This is a genomic window from Frankia sp. R82 (assembly GCF_023716925.1).
Lineage (GTDB): Bacteria > Actinomycetota > Actinomycetes > Frankiales > Frankiaceae > Frankia.
Window position 1 is genome coordinate 1 of sequence record NZ_JAMQQG010000086.1, and the last position, 18233, is coordinate 18233.

Consider the following 18233-nt stretch of genomic DNA (forward strand, 5'->3'; position numbering starts at 1 on the left):
GGGAGGTCCCATCTCGTGGGGTCGGCCGGGGTCGCGGGTCGGCATCCCCGTACGCGGCGGTGGCATGGCGCCACGGGCCGGCGGCACGCCCTCGCGCGGCGGGGGAGCCTCGCGAACAGGCGCGGCCGGGCGCGGTGGCAGTCCGTCCCGGGATGGCAGTCCGTCGCGGGATGGCAGTCCGTCGCGGGACGGTAGGCCGTCGCGCGGTGGGATCGCGTCGCGGCCGGGCGGGCGACCGCGGGGCGGTTGGCGGGCCGGAAGTGAGGTGACCGGCCCGACCCGGGTCGGCGCCGGGCGAGGCACCTCGCCGGTGCGGTTGAGGAGCTCCTCGACCTGTCCGAAGGCGGGCCCGACGGCGTCCCCGCCATGGGCCGTCGGCCCGGCAACGAGACGAAGTAGCAGCTCACGGGCGCTGGGACGGTCGTCGGGATGCTTGGCCAGCGCCGCGGAGACCAGACCGACCAACGGCTCGGGCAGGCCACGCAGGTCGGGCGGACCACCGACGATCCGCATGCCGAGATCGATGTCGGAGCCGTCGCCGAAGGGATGGCGCCCGGTGCCGGCGTAGGCGATCAGGATGCCCCAGGCGAACACGTCCGCCTCGGGGCCGATCGGATGGCCGTGGACCTGTTCGGGTGCCATCCAGCCGGCCGACCCGAACCCCCAGGCGGTCGGCTTGGCCTTGGCGCCCTCGAGGGCCTGGGCGATGCCGAAGTCGATCACCCGTGGGCCTGACAGCGACAGCATGACATTGCTCGGCTTGAGGTCGCGATGGACCAGCCCGGCACTGTGGATGGCGGTCAGCGCCGTGGCGACGCCGACGGCGAGGCCGGTCAGGGTGGACGAGGCCAGTGGGCCCCGGTCAACCTGCTCGTCGAGGCGGACCCCATCAATGAACTCGGTGACAAGGTAGGGCGCGGGGGCATGGGGGTCGGCATCGAGGACTTCGGCGGTGCAGAACGGCGCGACCCGGCGGGCCGCCTCGACCTCGGCCCGGAACCGACGGCGAAACTCCTCGTCGGCGGCCAGATCCGGCCGGATGACCTTGACGGCGACCCGCCGCCCGGCCGCGGTGCGGGCCAGGTACACCGTGCCCATCCCGCCCACGCCGAGCCGGCTGAGCAGGGTGTAGGGGCCGATCACGCGGGGCTCGTGCGGATTGAGCGGGTCGCCGGGATCGCTGCGGCGCCGGCCGTGGCCGGCGGCGTCGTCCACCATGGTCAGCACCGTACGGCGATGGTCACGACCACCGCCCACTACTAGTCACCCGAATGCCTCTCAACTCCCGATTCGATCCGCGTGCCCGACCACGTCACGACCGCTGTCGTGCGACCTGGCGCTGCGCGGGCTCTACGTTCGCAGTCTGCCGCACGGCGCGCGCTCATCGGCACACACCGGCGGACCGTCGGCTGTTCGGGTCGGCAGTACGACAATGTGTTGCGATCGTGGGATGTTTCCGCGTGGACATGGGGCATCGTGGAGGAATGCACACCGATGCGGAGGGCGGTCGGCGCCGGGTGGACGGGCCGTGGCTGCTCTGCCCATGGTGTGATGGTCCGGTTCCGCTCAGTCATCTTGTGCCGTCCGACGAGGAACCGGGCACGCACGTGGCAGTGTGTCGAGGATGTGGCCGGCGGGTGAGCATCCTGGCGCCGCCGGAACCCTGAGCCAGCTGGACCCCTGAGCCAGCTGGACCCCTGAGCCAGCTGGAACCCTGAGGCTACGCCTCGAGCTCATTGGCGACGGCATGGACGACCTTGGCGACCCGCTGCGCGATGCGCCGGTCCGGATAGCGCCCACGGCGAAGGTCGCGCTGCACGTCGTCAAGCACCTTGATCATGTCCTCCACCATGCTGTGGAGCTCGTCGGGGCTGCGCCGCGCGGCCTGCGCGACCGCCTTGGCCACCGACGGCGGCGTGGACAGCAGCCGCACCGACAGCGCCTGGTCGCCGCGCCGGCCGGCGGCGACGCCGAACTCGACCCGATCACCTGGTTTGAGCCGGTCAACACCGGCTGGCAGGGCCGCCTTGTGCACGAAGACGTCGCCACCGTCGTCGCGGCTCAGAAAGCCGAAGCCCTTGTCAACGTCGAACCATTTGACTTTGCCGGTGGGCACGGGCGACCTCGATCTGAGTAACGACAGGACAACGCGACGAAAGCTGCGGGACTCCCAGGCTATCGGTCGACCGCACCACACGTGGGGCTTCGGTAGCGATCGGCGCCTGGATCGTCCTGAGCTGTGACGACTCCTCGACGCGTGTTATCCGGGCCGCACGACGGGCATGCCTGGTCGCGACACCCGAGTCGGCGGTCCGGACCTGGACGGCCGACCGGCCCCGAGATGAGGAGCGGATCGATGTCGAAGCTCGAACATGACGAGGCACGGGTTCCCGAGGACTTTCGTACCCGGGATGACGTCGAGGCGGCCGAGGCCGGCCGGGCGCGCGACGAGGCGGTCCGTGGGGCCGACGCCGGCCCGGACGATCCGCAGGCCCGCGAGGCCGCCGACGGGCTGACCGTGTCCGAGCGCGAGGCTGCCACCTACCGGGAGCACGCCGAGCGCGGTGCCCACCAGCAGGGCGAGGGCGCCCCGGTCGTCTGACCGCCCGGTGTGGTGCCCGGTCAGCCACGGCTTGCGGCTTCGGCCGCGAGCCGGGCCGGGAACTCGGCTACAGCACGGTGGGGGCGGCGCCGCCCTCGGCCACCATCGGACGACCACGCGCCTGCCAGGCGACCATGCCGTCGGTGAGGTTGCGGACCTGCCAACCACCCTGGGCCAGATAACTGGTGACGGCGGCGGAACGCCGCCCGGAACGGCACACGACGACGATGTCCTGCCCGCGGGGAACCTCGTCGAGGCGGGCAACCACATCCCCCATCGGAATGTGCAGCGCGCCGGCGATGTGCCCGGCGGACCACTCGTCGGGCTCCCGGACGTCGACGAGCAGGGGCGCCCCGTCCACGGTCAGGTCAATGGGCAGGTCGTCGGCACCCACGGCCGGAATCTGGTCAGAGCTCACCCGTCCATCCTGCCATCCGCGCCCGTTGCCGAACCACGCCCGAGCTGCCAGTCGGCCGGAGAACCGGACACATCCGGTGCGGGTCAGCGCAGGGGATGGGTGAGCGGGGGGACAAGGTCGGCCTCGGCGGCGCGGGCGAGCAGGGCCTGGACCGCGGCGAACCCCTCGTCGCCGAGGTCCAGACTGAACTCGTTGACGTACAGCTTGATGTGCGCCTCGACGACGTCGGGTTCCATCTCCTGGGCATGCGCGAGGACGTAGTCCTGCGACGCCGAGGGGTCGGCGAACGCCTGCGCCACGCTGTCACGCACCGCGGCGGACAGGGCGGGCCCGTCCAGCTCGCGACGGGCGAGGATCGCCCCGAGCGGAATCGGCAGGGACGTCTGCCCCTCCCACCAGTCGCCGAGGTCGGCCAGCGCGGTCAGCCCGTAGGACGGGTAGGTGAAGCGCGACTCGTGGATCACCAGTCCCGCGTCGTATCGGCCGTCCCGCACCGCGGGCATGATCTGCTCGAACGGCAGGACGTCGATGGCGGCGAGGTCCACACCCGCAGCCCACAACCGGAACAGCAGGTAGGCGGTGGTGCGGGTACCCGGGATGGCGACCCGCGCCCCGCGCAGGTCGCTGCGCCCGGCGGTGAGCACCAGCGGGCCACAACCACGCCCGAGCGCGCCGCCGGAGGTCAGCAACTGGTAGTCGGCGAGCAGCCACGGCAGGGCGGCGTACGACACCTTCACCAGATCGTCACGCTGTTCGGCGGCACGGCCGTTGAGCACGTCGATGTCGGCGAAGGCGACCGCCACCGCGGGTGCCCCGGCGACCAGTCCGTGCACCAGCGCGTGGAAGGCGAACGTGTCGTTCGGGCACGGGGAGATCGCCAGGGACAGCGTCCGCCCCGGACGACCCGGGCCAACATCCAGGTCGTCCGGTCGTGCGTCGTTGCTCATCCGCCGCTCCTAGCGTCAGGGCCGCCGCCGACACCGCCGACACCGCTGCACAGCACTGCCGATGGCCGTGTCGCTGATGGCCGTGCCGCCTGGCTGCTAGCCCTGGTGCGCCGGACCGCTGGCATGCGGGCCTGCGCCGTTGCTGTGCGAAACCGGACCGGCACCAGTGGAGGTGACCGGCTCGGCTGCGGCGACCAGGCCCTCGGGGTGGGCGACCAGTGCGGCAGCGGCCATCCGCAGGCTGGCCAGCGCCGACGGCAGGTTCCAGGCGGCCCGGTCACGCCGACCGACCGGGTTGCTCACCGCACGGATCTCCACCGCGGGCACGCCGAAGGCACGGGCGGCGAGCGCTACCGCATAACCCTCCATCGCCTCGGCGACCGGGTCAAGCCGGTCGGTCAGAGCGGCGGCGCGGCGCTCCGTACCGGTCACGGTCGACACGCTGACGACGGTGCCGGTGACGATGCGTCGGCCGGTGGCGTCGAGCACCGTTGCGAACCGAGAGACCAGCTCCGGGTCGGGACGGGCGGTCGACGAGCCCAGGCCCAGGTCGTCCAGGGTGAGAAAGGCAGCGTCAGCGGCGGCCCGACCGTCACCGACGGTGCGGGGGGTCGGCGCGCCGGTGGAATGGAAGCCGAGGTTGCGGTCGAGTTCGCTGATCCGGCCGACGGCCGCCGGCGGCTCCTCGTCGAGGCCGGATTCGGCACCGAGGTCCGCGGCGACCATGCGCTCGGCGACGACGAGGTCACCGATCTCGGCCCAGCCGCGGAACCCACCGGCCACGCCCATCATCAGCACCAGGTCGAACGGCTGGCCGGCGGCGTTCGCGACCGCCAGCGCCGTCGCCGCCCCGGCTGCCGCCGCGGGACCGCCGGTGCCGGCGGCGAGCACCGTCACCGGGCCGCGCCGGCGACCCACGTACGGGCCGAGGGTGGAAGTGGTGAGCAGCTGACGGTCCCAGTCGGGAGAGACCAGGTTCGCCGGGCCGGTGGGTAGCCGGGTCCGCCCGCGCGACCAGCTGCCCATCAGGCCCGCGCACACCGCGTCCGCCTCAGCGGTCACCGCGGTAACGATCAGGGTGCGGTTCACGACCGCCTCCGGGTCATCGTTTGGAATGTCCTCGTCCGCCGTCCTGAATGTGCGAGTCGATTCGCCTGAATGCCACCGCACCGGACGGCAAGGTAACGGCACGGGGTTTTCGATGTGGTGCAAATCGGACGTGTTGCCGGACCATAGCACCACGGACGACACAGCGTGGCACCGATGGCCGTGTGCGGCGCGGCATGCGCATTGCGTGGGCTGCGGCGGTGTGGCGGGGGTACCTGCGTTGATACGCACACCGGACCTGGCACCGAGGTGCCCGATCAGCCCTGCTGTGGTCCGCCCGGCCGGTATGCCTCGAGCGGCGCCGTCCCGGGCATTGATCCGGGGACCGTCTCGGGCATTGGTCCGGGTATTGATCCGGGCATCGACGTCTCGGGCATCGACGTCTCGGGCATCGTTGCGGCCAGCGGCCAGGCACCTTCGGCGGTCATCGGCACGGTCGGGGACGACGGGTCGGGCTGGTTGCCCATCGCCGCCGGTGCCGGCGGGACGCCCGGCGGTGTGGCCAGCCCGGTGCGGGCAGCCTGGCGAGCCCGGTGCAGCGCCCGGGACTGGACGACACCGGTGGTGACGACGACCATCGCGGCCAGGGCGAAGCCGAGGGTGCCGGGCATTTCGATGAGGCCGATCGCGCCGCCGGCGACCCAGGCGAGCTGCAGGGCCGTCTCCGACCGGGCGAACGCCGAGTTTCGGGTCGACTCCGGGATGTCGCGTTGGATGATCGCGTCCAGCGCGAGCTTGCCCATCGAACCGGCCATGCTGGCGAGCAGGGCGGCCAGCAGCGAGGTGAGCCGGGTGTAGGTGACGGCCGCGCCGAGACACCCGCCGGCCGCGAGGATCATGGCCAGCACGAGGATGCCCTCCGGCCGGCGCCGGCCGAGCCGGCCACCGATGACCACGCCGAGCCCGCTGCCCGCGCCGGCCGCGACGGCCAGGCCACCCAGCCACAGGTTGTTGCCGCCGTTGGTGCGCAGGAGAAAGGCGAGATAAAACGTGAGAAAGCCGACGAGCCCGCGCAGGACCAGAGTGGCCCGCAGCGCCACCGGCATTGTGCCCAGCGTGGCGCGCAGCCGGGCCCGCAGCCCGAGCCGCCCGGCGCCGGGGGCTGTCGCCGCCCGCAGCGGCAGCTCACCGGCGGCCGAATCGACATGCCCGGGCAGGTTGAAGGCGAGCAGCACGCCGGCCATGTACACGATCGCGCACGTCCGCAGCACCCATGGGTAGCCGACGAACGGAATGTTCGCCAACCCCAGCCCCACTGGCGCGACGATCGCCCCGGCGACAATGGTGATCAGCGTGATCCGCGAGTTGACCCGCACCAGGGTGAGCTCGGCCGGCGCGACCCGGGGAGTGACGGCACTGCGGGCGACCCCGAAGGCACGGGAAAGCACGAGCAGCCCGAGGGCCAGCGGATAGACGGACAGCCCGTCGAGCGCACCGGCCAACTGCCAGGCCAGCAGGCCCCGGGCCAGGCACAATGCGGCGAGCGCCGTGCGCCGACCATGGGCGACCCGGTCGAGCAACGGGCCGATCACCGGGGCCAGCAGCGCAAACGGCACCATGGTGATCAGCAGGTACAGGGCGACCTTTGACCGGGCCTCGGACGAGGACACCGAGAAGAACAGCGACCCGGCCAGTGCCACCGTGACCAGGGCATCGCCGGCGGCGTTGACAAAGGACAACTCGGTCAACGAGGACAGTCCGGTGCGGCCCGCGTCCTGCCCGCGGATCCGGGTACGCAGGCGGCGCGCGCCTGTGGAGATCGCTCTGCCCACGCTCACCGTGCCGAGTGTCCTCGTCCCTGGCCTGCGCTTCCACGACCTTGTCGGGCGGCGCACGTGTCCGTGGGTGAGAATACGTTGCGTGGATGCTCCAGAGGCTCGTTCCGCCACGACCGAGTCAACCCGCCTGCCCGCGTCGGGCCCGGCCGTCGACCTGGCCGAACCGGCCGGGCCCGCCGAGCCGCCGGCACCCCTCGACCCGTCCGCCTCTCTTGATCCGCCCGCGTTCGTCGAGTCGCCGGTCGCCGGTGATGCGTCGGCCGCGCCCGAGCAGTCCCGGGGCGCCCGGGTGAGCCGGGATACCGGGGTGGATGCCGCCTGCGCGGCCGCGGTGGACCTGGCCCGGGCCGCAGCCGTGGCCGAGGCCGGCAGCGAGGACGCGGTCGGCGCGCATCTCGGGGTCGAGGCCGAGGGCGACCGGATCGTCCTGCACCGGTTCGCCTGCGAGTCGCCGGCCTACCACGGCTGGGTATGGACCATCGTGGTCACCCGGGCCGCCCGGGTGCGCAAGGCGACCGTCGACGACGTGGTGCTGATGCCCTGGGACGACGCACTGCTCGCGCCGGCCTGGGTGCCGTGGTCGCAGCGGCTGCGTCCGGGGGACGTCGGTGTCGGTGACCTGCTGCCGACGGCGATCGACGATCCGCGGCTCGCGTTGCGGATGACCGATGTCGAGGAGCTCATCGACACCGACGACTTCGTCGAGCTGGGCCTCGGCCGGCCGCGGGTGCTGTCGGTGACCGGCCGGGAGGAGGCCGTCGAACGCTGGTACGCAGGCGACCCCGGCCCGAACGCCTCCATTGCCAAGGTGGCGCCGGCCTCCTGTCTGACCTGCGGCTTTCACGTCCGGCTGGCCGGGGCGCTCGGCCGGATGTTCGGCGCCTGCGCCAACGAGCTCGCCCCGGACGACGGGCGGGTCACCGCGATCGACCACGGGTGTGGCGCCCACTCGGAGGCCTTGATCGCCCCGTCCGCCCATCCGGAGCCGGTGATCTTCGATGAGGACCCGACCGGCCTCGCTCCGGGGGACGTGGAGCTCATCGGTGTCGCGGCCCATCCGCCCGGCTCCGTGGCGGACCCGGAACCGGGGGACGAGTCCGCCGATGGCCCCGAACCCTACGGCCACTCCTGACCGAACCCGAGCTGCCCGTCCGACGCACACCCGCGCCTCACGTGCGGACGGGGCTCGCATGCGCCCGGCCGTCCGGGAGCCTGGCCGTCCGACCGGGGCACTGCCGACCGGACGGCCAGGGTCGTCAGCGGGACCTAGAGCAGGCCCTTGTCCCTGAGGTAGGAACGGGCAACGTCGGACGGCTTCTCCCGGGAGGAGTCGACCTTCTTGTTGAGCGCGCCCAGGTCGGCGGTGGTGAGCACCGGGGCGAGGCGGTTCAGTGCGGCGGAGATCTTCGGGGTCAGGGACTTCGTGTTGACGATCGGGACGAGGTTGTCCGCGTTCTGCAGCTTTTTGTCGTCCGTCAGGACGACGAGGCCGCTGTCGGCGACGGTGGCGTCGGTGGTCAGCACCAGGCCGAGCTGGGCCTTGCCGTCCTTGACGGCGGCTTTGGTCTGCGGGGTGTCCACGCCCGTGCGCACGATCTCGCTGATCTTGACGCCGTAGGTCTTCTCCAGCCCCGGCTGGCAGAAGGGTCGGGTAGCGCACTCCGGGCCGGCGGCGAGCTTGACGGTCAGGCCGCTGGTCCCCAGGTCGGACAGGGTCCGCAGGTGGTGCTCGGTGGCGAACGACGTGCTCACCGCGAAGGCGTTCTGGTCGACGGCGGACGCCGGGTTGAGCACGGTCAGGCCGCGACGCCCGGCGAGTGAGCGCAGCGCCGTCAGGGACTTCTGCAGGTCAGGCGACGAGACCGACGCCGCCTGCGCTCCGTTGATCTCGGTGTTGAGCAGGTCCGCATACGTCGCGACGTACTGCGGCATGGCGTCCACGATGCCCTTTTCCAGCGAGGACTGTGCCAGCTCGGTCTGCTGCACCGACGTCCGCTCGACCTTGTAGCCGGCCCTCTCCAGCAGGGCCGCGTACATCTCCGCGAGAATCTTGCTCTCGGTGAAGCCGGCGTCGGCGACCGTGAGCGTCCCCCCGGTAGACGAGTCGGTGGCGCCGGCCGAACTGCCGCTGCCACCGGTGCCGCCGGTGTTGCCGCTGGTGTCCGAGCCACAGGCGGCCAGGCCCAGGATCAGGGCGACCAGGGCGGCCAGGCCGGCCACCAGGGCACGCGGCCGGCGCCGCGCTCCGATCAGTGCTGCTGGGTCTGTCACGAGGTCGGTCCTCCGGCGCTCTCTGGACGGGTTCGGCCGTCACCCTCCCGCAGCCTGTGCCCCACCGCAACCGCAACCGACATAAACCACAGCGCCAAGGTGGGAAATCCCCGCTTCCCTTCACCCTCCGCGGCGGGCCCGCACCGGCGGATTCTGGGCCGGGGCCCGTAGCGGGGCGTGGTGGGGGTGGGGGCGGGGGCTGTTCGGGCGGGTGAGGTGCGTTTGGCTGCGGAGGGTGGGCGGCCAGGCGAACAGGCCCGCGGCGGGTGGCCGGGACGGTCAGCGGCGGGCGCGGGTGGGCCGCGGGACCCGGGTCAGCAGGCGGGTCAGGACGAACAGGACGCCGTCCACCATGAGGGCGAGCACGGCGACCAGGATCGCGCCGCCGACGACCTTGTTCTGTTCGTGGTTGGCCAGACCGTCGACGACGAAGCGGCCGAGGCCACCGCCGTCGATCAGGGCGGCGATGGTTGCGGTCGCCACCACCTGCACCGTGGCCAACCGCAGGCCCAGAAAGATCATCGGGAGGGCGAGGGGGAGCTCCACCCGGCGCAGCACCTGGCCGCCGGACATGCCCATGCCCCGCGCGGCCTGCACGGCACCGGGATCGACCTCGCTGATTCCCACATAGCTGTTCGTGACCAGAGGGGCGATGGCGAACAGGGTGAGTGCGAGCACCGTGGTCAGGTCCCCGATGCCCAGCGGACCGATGGCCAGCAGCACCAGCACGGCGAGTGTCGGCACCGCCCGTCCGATGTTCGAGATGTTGATCGCCAGCGTGCCGCCACGGCCGAGGTGACCCAGTGCGATCCCGATCGGCAGCGCCACCGCCGACGCGATTGCGACCGAGGTGGCGGTGAGCATCACATGCTCGCCGAGGCGGGTCGCGATCCCCTCCTCGCCGCGCCAGCTCGCTCCGGTGGTGAGCCAGTCCAGGGCGCTCGTCAACGTGCTCATGTGGTCGTCGCCTCCGGCGCCGTCTGCGGCCCCACACCCGCCGGCGAGCTCGTTCCCGCGGGCGGGCTGGTGCCCGGGTCCGGCGGATTGCCGGGACGCCGGCGACGCAACCGCCGGCCGTGCCGCCAGGGTGTGAGCAGTCACTGCACGGCCACCAGCAGCAGGTCGGCGACGATGGCGAGCGTGATGCACAGCACCGAGGCGGTCAGCACCTCGGACTTGAAGGAGCTGTTCAGACCGTCGTAGATCAGGTTGCCGAGGCCGCCGTGACCGATCACCGCCCCCACGGTGACCAGGGCGATGGTCGAGACGGTGGCGACCCGGATCGCCGCCATGATCGCGGGCAGGGCGAGGGGGAGCTCGACGGTGAGCAGCAGCCGGGCGGGGCCGTAGCCCATGCCGCGGGCGGCCTCCCGCACGTCGTCCGGGACCGCGTCGAGCCCGGCCAGCAGGCCCCGGAACAGGATGACCAGCGTGTACGCCACCAACCCGATGCGGACCGTCGTCACGGACAGGCCGGTGACCGGCAGCAGCAGCGCGAAGAACGCCAGCGACGGCACCGTGTACAGCACGTTCGTGAGGCCGCCGAGCCAGGGAACGCTCGCCCGGTAGCGCCGGGCGAACAGGACCAGCACAGCGGCGATCACCAGACCGAGGGGAACTGAGCTCACCGTCAGTGAGATGTGCTCGCGGGTGGCCGTCCACAGCTCGTCGGAGCGCGTACGGACGTAGTCTCCGCAGATCCACGCGTTCCGTTCGAGGCAGGTCCCGGACGCGGCGATGGCCATCGATGCACCGTAACCGGTCGGGAGGACACGATGCCGACAACCGGTCAACCCGCCACCACGACATCCGAAGCCCTGGCGGATCCGATGATTTCGCTGGTCGGGGTCGGTCGGCGCTATCCGGACGGCACGGTGGCGGTGCGCGATCTGAGCTTCGATGTGCCGGCGGGGGAGCTGCTGTGCATGGTGGGCCCGTCTGGCTGCGGCAAGACCACGACCATGAAGATGATCAATAGGTTGGTCGAGCCGACGAGTGGACGCATCCTGGTGGCCGGCCAGGACGTCGCCCGGACCGACCCGGTGCGGTTGCGTCGGCGGATCGGTTACGTCATCCAGCAGGTCGGGCTGTTCGGGCATCTGACCGTCCGGGCCAACGTAGCCACCGTGCCGCGGCTGCTCGGCTGGCCGTCGGCGCGGATCCGGCCTCGGGTGGACGAGCTGCTGGAGCTGGTCGGGCTGGATCCGGCCACCGTCGGACGGCGCTACCCCCACGAGCTGTCCGGCGGGCAGCAGCAGCGGGTCGGGGTGGCGCGGGCCTTGGCGGCGGACCCTCCGGTGTTGCTGATGGACGAGCCGTTCTCGGCGATCGACCCGATCGCCCGGGCGCGGCTGCAGGCCGAGTTCCTGCGACTGCAACAGGAGATTCGCAAGACGGTCGTGTTCGTCACGCACGATCTGGACGAGGCGATCCGGCTCGGCGACCGGGTCGCGGTGTTCAGCCAGGGCGGCACCCTGGAACAGCTCGATCCGCCCGCGCGCATCCTGGGCCGCCCGGCGACGGACTTCGTGGCCGACTTCGTCGGCGCCGACCGGGCGCTGCGCCGACTGGCCGTCACCCCCCTGCTCCCCGCCGATCTGGAACCGTCCCGCCCGCACGGTGCCGGCGGGACGGGCGGTGCCGGCGGGACACGTAAGTCTGGCGGAAAGGCCGGTTCGGCTGTGGTGGGTGCCGGGTCGGCCAGGGTGCGGGTGGGTGCGCCGCTGCGCCAGGCGCTGGCCGCGCTACTGGCTCAGGACCGGGACACCCTCGATGTCTACGCGACCACCAGCGCCGGGGCGTCCGAGGATGATCCGGCCGAGCGGCCGATCGGGGTGCTCACGCCTGCGGGGCTGCATGCCGCCCTGCGTCGGTCGGTGGCCGCTGATGACGCTGGTACCACGGGTGGGTCGTCACAGGGCCCTGTCGGCGATCTCTGAGTCGGCCGAGAAACCGCGGATCTCGGCGGGTGCCGAGGCCGTCGTCGAGGGCGGCGCCGAGACCGTCGATGATGTCGAGGCCGGAGAGGACGAGGCCGGAGCGGACGTCGCAGGCGAGGCCGGCGCCGGGGTATGGGTGGGGCTCGTGGGTGCGGTGCCCCATGGCCCGGTTGGGGTGCGTGGCCGGCTCAGGCGGGCGCCGGGTGCGCTCTCCTCCCAGGCCAGAACCTTCTCCAGGTGGACCCGGGTACCCCGGTGCGGACCGTCCACCCGGTGGAACTGCACCTGATCCATCAGCGCCTTCATGAGGAAGATTCCCCGGCCCTGCTCGGGAACGCTGTCCGGGGCGAGCCCGTCGGTGTCGTCGTTGCCCCTGCTGTCATCGCCGCTGCCGACACCGCTGGTGCCACCAGTACCGAGGCTGTCAGCACCGTCGGGGACGGTGCCGTCGTGGTGGGCGATCTCCCCGGCGGTGGTGACGACCTGGTTGGGATCGACAGTCGGGTCGAAGCCGCCACCGCGGTCGCTGACCTCGATCACGGCCACCTCGTTGTCCACCCCCACCGAAACCTCGTACTCGTCCTCGATCTGGGCGTGAATCAGCACATTGGCACAGGCTTCTGTCAACGCAAGCTCAACATCGTCGATGCATTCCCGGATGACGCCGAGAACTATCAGGGATTGCGTGCAGATTTTTCGGACCACCGGAATGGAGATCTCATCGCGTGGCAACGACAGGCTCAGTTTGATCTCCATGTCGCCAGGTGTACCCCCCCGCGGCGGCATCAATCGAACCAGCTCGTCCGACATTTGTCGGTTCTTGGTCACATGTGCCGATGTTGCTCGGCGTGTCGCTCAGGAGAGCCGGTCGATGATCGCATGGCCCAGTCTGGTACCGGAGAGCCACGCATTCTCGATCTTCGATTGTGTGCCCCAGCCGTCGCCGGCGAGGCCGATGTCATTGTCGGACAGGAAGAACGAACGGTCATGGCACTGCTCGGGTCGGGCGAACGACCAGCGTTGCACCCGGAACCACTGTGGCGGCTCGTCGATCGCCAGCAGCCGGCGCACCGCCACGAGTAGTCCGGGTCCGGCCGCGATGGGATCGGCCAGCCGTGGCCGGGCATAGTCGGCGGTGGAGTGTGCGACGAGTACCGGGGCCTGATCGCCTCGGCGCCGCCCGTCGTCGGCGATCCACGTCAGGGTGTCGTCCTCATGTACGAACGCGCCGTCGAACGGGGCCCAGCAGCGATGTTTCCAGCCGGCGAGCAGCGTCAGCGCCGGCAGCCACGGGCGGTCGACCACCATCGCCCGCTCGGCGGTGAGGGCGTCGTCGAGGTGTCGGACCGCCTGCGGATCGGGCATGGCCAACACCGCCGCATCGACTCGTTCACCGTCGACGCGGGGGCCGGGGGTGATCCGGGCGATCGGCGCCGCCTGCGTCACCGGGACCCCGGTGCGGGAGGCGAGATCGGCCACCAGGGAACGCAGGCCGCCCGGAGCGGTGTACCGGATCGGCCCCGGCTCGCCCAGTACCAGCGCACCGTCGGAACCGCGCAGCACCGCCATGCGTCGCGTCCAGGCCCGCGCCACCCCGCGGGTGGTCCAGTCCGCGACGACCTCCGCGAACTGCGGGGAGGTCACCGTGAAATAGGAGGCACCGGAATCGACGATCCGACCGTCGACCCACCGGGAGGCCATCCGGCCGCCGATCACACGACCGCGGTCACGAACCCGCACCGCGATCCCGCCGGCCTGCAGCACGCTGGCGCAGGCGATTCCCGCAATTCCTCCGCCGGCCACGAGGACCTTTGGCACCAACCCCCCAATCTCCCACTCGACGGCTGTTGTGCGCGACTGACGTCCAGTCCGCCCGACCACCATCGGGCCGGTCAGCTCACCATCATCGTGCCCGGCGCGTGCCTCGGCCGCCTGCCCGAGGTGACATCAGCGTGGGACAACACGTCACTCTCTGGCGGGTTTTCCCGGTAATTGACTGGGTGTTCACCCTTGATTTGACGATTGAGGGCGCGGTCGCGGTGGGAATCACCGCAGCCGCCGTCGCGTGCCCGGCGGCGGCGATGCCCTAGCCTTACCGGGGCCGGAGTCCCCCGGTGCCAGGTCGTCCCGAACCACCACAGGAGCCAGCGATCGCACGCCGAACCGCCCCCCAGCGCCCGGGCACTCGCTCCGCCCGGCCCATCACCGCCGGCTCCGCCCTGGGCGCCGGCTCCGGCACCGGCGCGGTCGACCACCGTCGGCCGGGAGCGCAGCCGTCCACTGACGGGACGATCGCGGCGGTCGGTCCGCGTGAACCCTGCCCGTGCGGGTCGGGGCGCCGGTACAAGGCCTGCCACGGTGGCCGTAGCCGGCCAGCCCCCGTGCTGCGGCCGTTCGTCGGTCGCCGCGACGAGCCGGATCTCGTCGCCCTGCGGGAGCTGGTGCCGAGCGCGACCGCGCCGCTGCACCTGTCGACAGCCCATCTCGGCGCCCATCCCGAGCACGCCGGACGACGCATCGTCCTTGGCACGATGCTGCCGCAGGCGGCGCCGGCCCTGGTCCGCGACGACGGCGAGATCCTCGTGGCGATGCAGACCGCCGTGCCCGGCCTGGATGCGTCGCGGGACATCGCCGGCGCGCTGCTCGCCGCCCTCGACGCCACGCCGGGCAGTGTGATCGACACGCCGGCCGCCTCGTCGCCGCTGCTGGTCAGTCAGCAGGCCGATGGCCTCGCGGCGCTGCCAGGGCTGGTCGACGTGCTGGACCCCGCGCCCCTGGAGATCACCGTCCACGACGGGTTTGCCTGGTGGCTGCCGTCGTCGGAGGACACCGGCGGGGACGCCACCAGCCAGGAGGTGGCCGCGATGCTCGAGCGGGCCAACGCCACCGTGGTGCCCACCGTCCGACTCACCTCGGTACCGGCTGCCTACTGGTGCCATCCCGGCGACCGCTGGCACCTGCGCTGGTCGCTGCCGCTGGCCGCGCCGGCCGGCACCGGCACGTCCGACGATGCTCAGGCCGAGGGCATGCCGGTGGCCCGCTCGGAGGAGACGCTGCTCGACGCGCTGGCCCGGCTGTCCGCCGCGGACCAGCTCACCGTGGGACCGGGATCCCGGTTCGTCGGGTTCTTCCGGGCTGACGGGCTGGTCGTCCCGGTCTGGGACCTGGCCGCTGGCACCGAGGCGTCGGCCTGCGAGCAACCCGCCGTCGAGCTGCTGGCCGCCTACCGCACGGCGCTCGCGGAGCAGGCCCCGCTCGACGCGGCCCAGCGGCGCATCCGCGCCGGACTGGTCGGCCGCAGCCTCACCCTGCGCTGACCCATGCCCGACACTGACCCCACCTTCGATGTCGAAGGCGGCCACCTTGTCGAAGGCGGCCACCATGTCGGACGTAGGTCGGACGCCGATCACAGGTCCTCCGCCGGCGGCGACGACATGTTTGACGTGGTCGTGGTCGGGGCCGGCCCCGCGGGGGGCAGCGCGGCCCGGGCGGCCGCCGCGGCCGGTGCGCGGGTCTGCCTGCTCGAACGGTCCGCGGTACCCAGGTACAAGACCTGCGGCGGCGGGTTGGTCGGACTGTCCGCCGATCATGTCGGTATCGATCTGACCGGCCTGGTCCGATCGACTGCCAGCGCACTGACCGTGACCCTGGACGGCCGGTACGAGGCCAGCCGTGGGCGTCGCGACGGCCGGCCGTGGCTGTCGATGGTGATGCGTGCCGAGCTGGATGCCGCTCTGCTCGCGGCAGCCCAACAGGCCGGTGCGACGGTTCGGACCGGAGTGCAGGTCGTAGGCCTGGCGGAGAACGGCGATGCCGTCACGGTGCGGGTGCGTTCCGGTGCCGATGTGCGGGCCCGGGTGGTGATCGGGGCGGATGGCACGTCCGGGCGGTGCGGTAGCTATGTCGGGGTGCGCTGCGACCAGGTGGACGTGGGCCTGGAAGGCGAGTTCGTCGTCGACGCCGCGATGGCCGATCGTTGGGCCGGGCGGATGCTGCTCGACTGGGGGCCGGTGCCCGGCTCCTACGGCTGGGTGTTTCCGAAGGGTCGGGTACTGACCGTCGGCGTGATCGGGGACCGTGCGCAGGGCGCAGCGCTGCGCAGCTACTACCGCCGGTTCGTCGAGCGCTTCGGCCTCGCCGGGCTGCCCCGCGAGCACGACTCGGGGCATCTCACCCGGGTTCGGGCCGTTGACTCGCCGTTGCGCCGTGGCCGGGTGATCGTCAGTGGGGACGCGGCCGGCCTGCTCGATCCGTGGACGCGCGAGGGCATCTCGTTCGCCCTGCGTTCGGGTCGGCTCGCCGGGGAGGCCGCGGCCGCCACGGTGGCGGCCCCGCGGGCCAGTGGGCCGCGCGGGGTGGCGGCGCTCGCCGGCTATCCGTCCCGGATCGAACAGATCCTCGGTCCGGAGATGGACGCCGGCCGGGAGGTGCTGGCCGCGTTCGCCCGTCGGCCGGTGGTCATGCACATGCTGCTGGCCAGCCCAGGCACGTTCGGCCTGTTCACCAGGCTTATCGAGGGACGCACGACGGTGGCGCGCCAGCTGCGCCGGCCCGGTGTGCGAGCGGCGGTCGCGGCGCTGTCCCGCTGAGCGCCACCGCCCGAGCCTCGCTGGCCGGGGCCGGCTGCCGCCCGCCCTGCCAGCGGGCAGATCAGCCGCGCAGGCCCTCCTGGCCGAACCGCTCCGCCACCGCGCCGGCGATCTCCCGATACGCCTCGAAGGTCTCCCGGCGCAGGTCCGCCAGGACGATCCGGCCGCCGGCGGCCAGGTGCGGGTCATGGGGGACCTGCACCACCCGGCGGGTGCGGCCCTCGAAGTGGTGGGTGAGCTCGTCGACGTCGACCCGTTGGGCCGTGGCCGGGAACAGGGAGATCACGGCCACGGCTTCGCGCACCTGGTCGGTGTAACCGTTGTTCTCGAGCCAGTCGAGGGTGGCCTCCGCGCTGGCACCGCTGTCCTCGGTCGCACTGCTGACGATGACCAGGGTGTCGGCCAGGTCCAGCACCCCGTACATGGCGCTGTGCAGGATGCTCGTCCCACAGTCGGTGAGCAGGATCGAGTAGTGCCGCTGGAGCAGATCGTCCACGGCCCGGTACTCGAGCTCACCGAAGGCCTCGGCCAGTTCCGGGTCGTTCGCCGAGGCCAGCACCTCCAGCCGGGAGTCGGCCTGGGACAGGTACTTGCGGACGTCCACATAGCGGTGCAGGCGTGGGGCGTCGGCGAGCAGCTCTCGCACGGTGTGTGCGGACGTGCGGGGCACCTTGGAGCTCAGAGTGCCCCGGTCCGGGTTGGCGTCGATCGCCACCACCCGGTCGCCGCGCAGGCTGGCGAGCATCGATCCGAGCGCGACCGTCGCCGTCGTCTTGCCGACCCCGCCCTTGAGAGACAGCACCGCGATCCGATGACAGTCCTGCAGGGGGGTGCGGATGCGGCCGACGAGCCGACGGTCGCGGACCTCGTCGGCGGACGGCCCGGGGTTCACCGCACCGGCCGACACCTGGTAGATCAGCTTGCGCCAGCCGCGCGACGCCGTCGGGGGTGGGGCGGGCAGCAGCGCACTGGTCAGCCGCGGCTGACCGGCGGCCGAGTGCGAGCCGGTCGCGGGCGGATGGTCCGATCCCGGCAGCGGCCCCGGCCACGATTGGTGGCCGGCCCACCCCGCCGCGGCGGGGTCCTGCACCTGGCCCACCGCGCCGGACGGCCGGCCGGGGCGGTCGTCCGGGTAGGGCTGGTAGCCGGGGTACGGCTCCTCGCCGGAATGGCGCTGGTAGCCCGGCTCGTACTGGTAGCTGGCATCGGTCTGGAGGCCCGTGTCGTACCGGTGGCCGGTGTCGGTCTGGTGGCCGGTGTCGTACCGGTGGCTGGATCGCGGCTGGTGGGCCGGGTGGGGCTGGTAGCCGGAGGGAGCCGGCCCAGCCACCGGTCCGCGCGGAGCGGACGGCGGCTGGGATCCGGCCAGCGACGGTGGCAGGTAACTCGGATAGCTGGAGCTATCCGAGTGCGACCAGGGGTTCTGGTGCGCCTGGACCGCCGGTAGCGGTCGATGACCTGCCGATGGACGGTCGTCCGTGGTGGGGTGGAACGGCGGCGGCTGGGCCGGCGGCAGCGAGGCCGGTGGCTGGAACGGCGGCGGCGGCGGGAACGGCGGCGGCTGGGCCGGGGGCGGCGGCAG

16 protein-coding genes and 1 pseudogene are annotated in these 18233 nt (G+C 72.3%); 5 read left to right on the forward strand and 12 right to left on the reverse strand.

Annotated elements, in window-relative coordinates; translation table 11 throughout:
• Window positions 1-1218 (reverse strand): serine/threonine-protein kinase (locus ND747_RS14865; protein ID WP_251734217.1); only part of this gene is annotated, 1218 nt, incomplete at its 3' end.
• A gap of 502 nt (window positions 1219-1720) precedes the next feature.
• Entirely contained in the window at window positions 1721-2116 is a 396-nt protein-coding gene (locus ND747_RS14870) for a cold-shock protein (protein ID WP_251734218.1), read from the reverse strand.
• 240 nt (window positions 2117-2356) lie between these two features.
• Between ND747_RS14870 and ND747_RS14875 the strand changes: the two genes are divergently transcribed.
• Window positions 2357-2602 carry a hypothetical protein gene (locus ND747_RS14875; RefSeq protein WP_251734219.1) on the forward strand — a complete coding sequence of 82 codons (246 nt, stop codon included), beginning with the start codon at window positions 2357-2359 and terminating at the stop codon, window positions 2600-2602.
• 67 nt (window positions 2603-2669) lie between these two features.
• Here the strand turns inward: ND747_RS14875 and ND747_RS14880 are convergent, their stop codons facing one another.
• The 4 genes from ND747_RS14880 to ND747_RS14895 all read right to left on the reverse strand — a co-directional run bounded on the left by ND747_RS14880 (window position 2670) and on the right by ND747_RS14895 (window position 6852).
• Entirely contained in the window at window positions 2670-3020 is a 351-nt protein-coding gene (locus tag ND747_RS14880; protein WP_251734220.1) for a rhodanese-like domain-containing protein, read from the reverse strand.
• A gap of 83 nt (window positions 3021-3103) precedes the next feature.
• Complete coding sequence (locus ND747_RS14885; protein ID WP_251734221.1) at window positions 3104-3967, reverse strand: 1,4-dihydroxy-6-naphthoate synthase; 864 nt, start codon at window positions 3965-3967, stop codon at window positions 3104-3106.
• 96 nt (window positions 3968-4063) lie between these two features.
• On the reverse strand, window positions 4064-5056 hold the full coding sequence (mqnB, locus tag ND747_RS14890) for a futalosine hydrolase (protein WP_251734222.1): 993 nt from the start codon (window positions 5054-5056) through the stop codon (window positions 4064-4066).
• 275 nt (window positions 5057-5331) lie between these two features.
• A complete protein-coding gene (locus tag ND747_RS14895) occupies window positions 5332-6852 on the reverse strand; it encodes an MFS transporter (RefSeq protein WP_251734223.1) in 1521 nt (506 codons plus the stop codon).
• 82 nt (window positions 6853-6934) lie between these two features.
• Here ND747_RS14895 and ND747_RS14900 point away from each other — a divergent pair, with 82 nt between their 5' ends.
• Window positions 6935-7984: a DUF3027 domain-containing protein gene (locus ND747_RS14900; protein ID WP_251734224.1), complete on the forward strand. Its 1050-nt coding sequence runs from the start codon at window positions 6935-6937 to the stop codon at window positions 7982-7984.
• 134 nt (window positions 7985-8118) lie between these two features.
• Here the strand turns inward: ND747_RS14900 and ND747_RS14905 are convergent, their stop codons facing one another.
• From ND747_RS14905 to ND747_RS14915, 3 genes and pseudogenes are all read right to left on the reverse strand, one after another.
• Window positions 8119-9123 carry an ABC transporter substrate-binding protein gene (locus ND747_RS14905; RefSeq protein WP_251734225.1) on the reverse strand — a complete coding sequence of 335 codons (1005 nt, stop codon included), beginning with the start codon at window positions 9121-9123 and terminating at the stop codon, window positions 8119-8121.
• Between the two features lie 279 nt (window positions 9124-9402).
• Window positions 9403-10080, reverse strand: coding sequence for an ABC transporter permease (locus ND747_RS14910; RefSeq protein ID WP_251734226.1), 678 nt, complete (start codon window positions 10078-10080; stop codon window positions 9403-9405).
• Between the two features lie 143 nt (window positions 10081-10223).
• A pseudogene (locus ND747_RS14915) lies at window positions 10224-10868 on the reverse strand (ABC transporter permease); the annotation flags it as partial.
• Window positions 10869-10952: 84 nt separating this feature from the next.
• Here ND747_RS14915 and ND747_RS29370 point away from each other — a divergent pair.
• Entirely contained in the window at window positions 10953-12062 is a 1110-nt protein-coding gene (locus tag ND747_RS29370) for an ABC transporter ATP-binding protein (protein WP_374216232.1), read from the forward strand.
• Here the strand turns inward: ND747_RS29370 and ND747_RS14925 are convergent.
• Both ND747_RS14925 and ND747_RS14930 read right to left on the reverse strand, forming a co-directional pair.
• Entirely contained in the window at window positions 12036-12872 is an 837-nt protein-coding gene (locus tag ND747_RS14925) for an ATP-binding protein (protein ID WP_308204632.1), read from the reverse strand. The genes ND747_RS29370 and ND747_RS14925 overlap by 27 nt on opposite strands.
• A gap of 45 nt (window positions 12873-12917) precedes the next feature.
• Window positions 12918-13865, reverse strand: a complete 948-nt coding sequence (locus ND747_RS14930; protein WP_251734228.1) for an FAD-dependent oxidoreductase — start codon at window positions 13863-13865, stop codon at window positions 12918-12920.
• Window positions 13866-14212: 347 nt separating this feature from the next.
• Between ND747_RS14930 and ND747_RS14935 the strand changes: the two genes are divergently transcribed.
• Together ND747_RS14935 and ND747_RS14940 are read left to right on the forward strand one after the other, a co-directional pair.
• Window positions 14213-15379: a DUF5926 family protein gene (locus tag ND747_RS14935; RefSeq protein ID WP_374216233.1), complete on the forward strand. Its 1167-nt coding sequence runs from the start codon at window positions 14213-14215 to the stop codon at window positions 15377-15379.
• 117 nt (window positions 15380-15496) lie between these two features.
• Window positions 15497-16651, forward strand: a complete 1155-nt coding sequence (locus tag ND747_RS14940; RefSeq protein ID WP_251734231.1) for a geranylgeranyl reductase family protein — start codon at window positions 15497-15499, stop codon at window positions 16649-16651.
• 61 nt (window positions 16652-16712) lie between these two features.
• Here ND747_RS14940 and ND747_RS14945 read toward each other — a convergent pair.
• Window positions 16713-18233: MinD/ParA family protein (locus tag ND747_RS14945; RefSeq protein WP_251734229.1), on the reverse strand; the 1521-nt coding region annotated here is incomplete at its 5' end.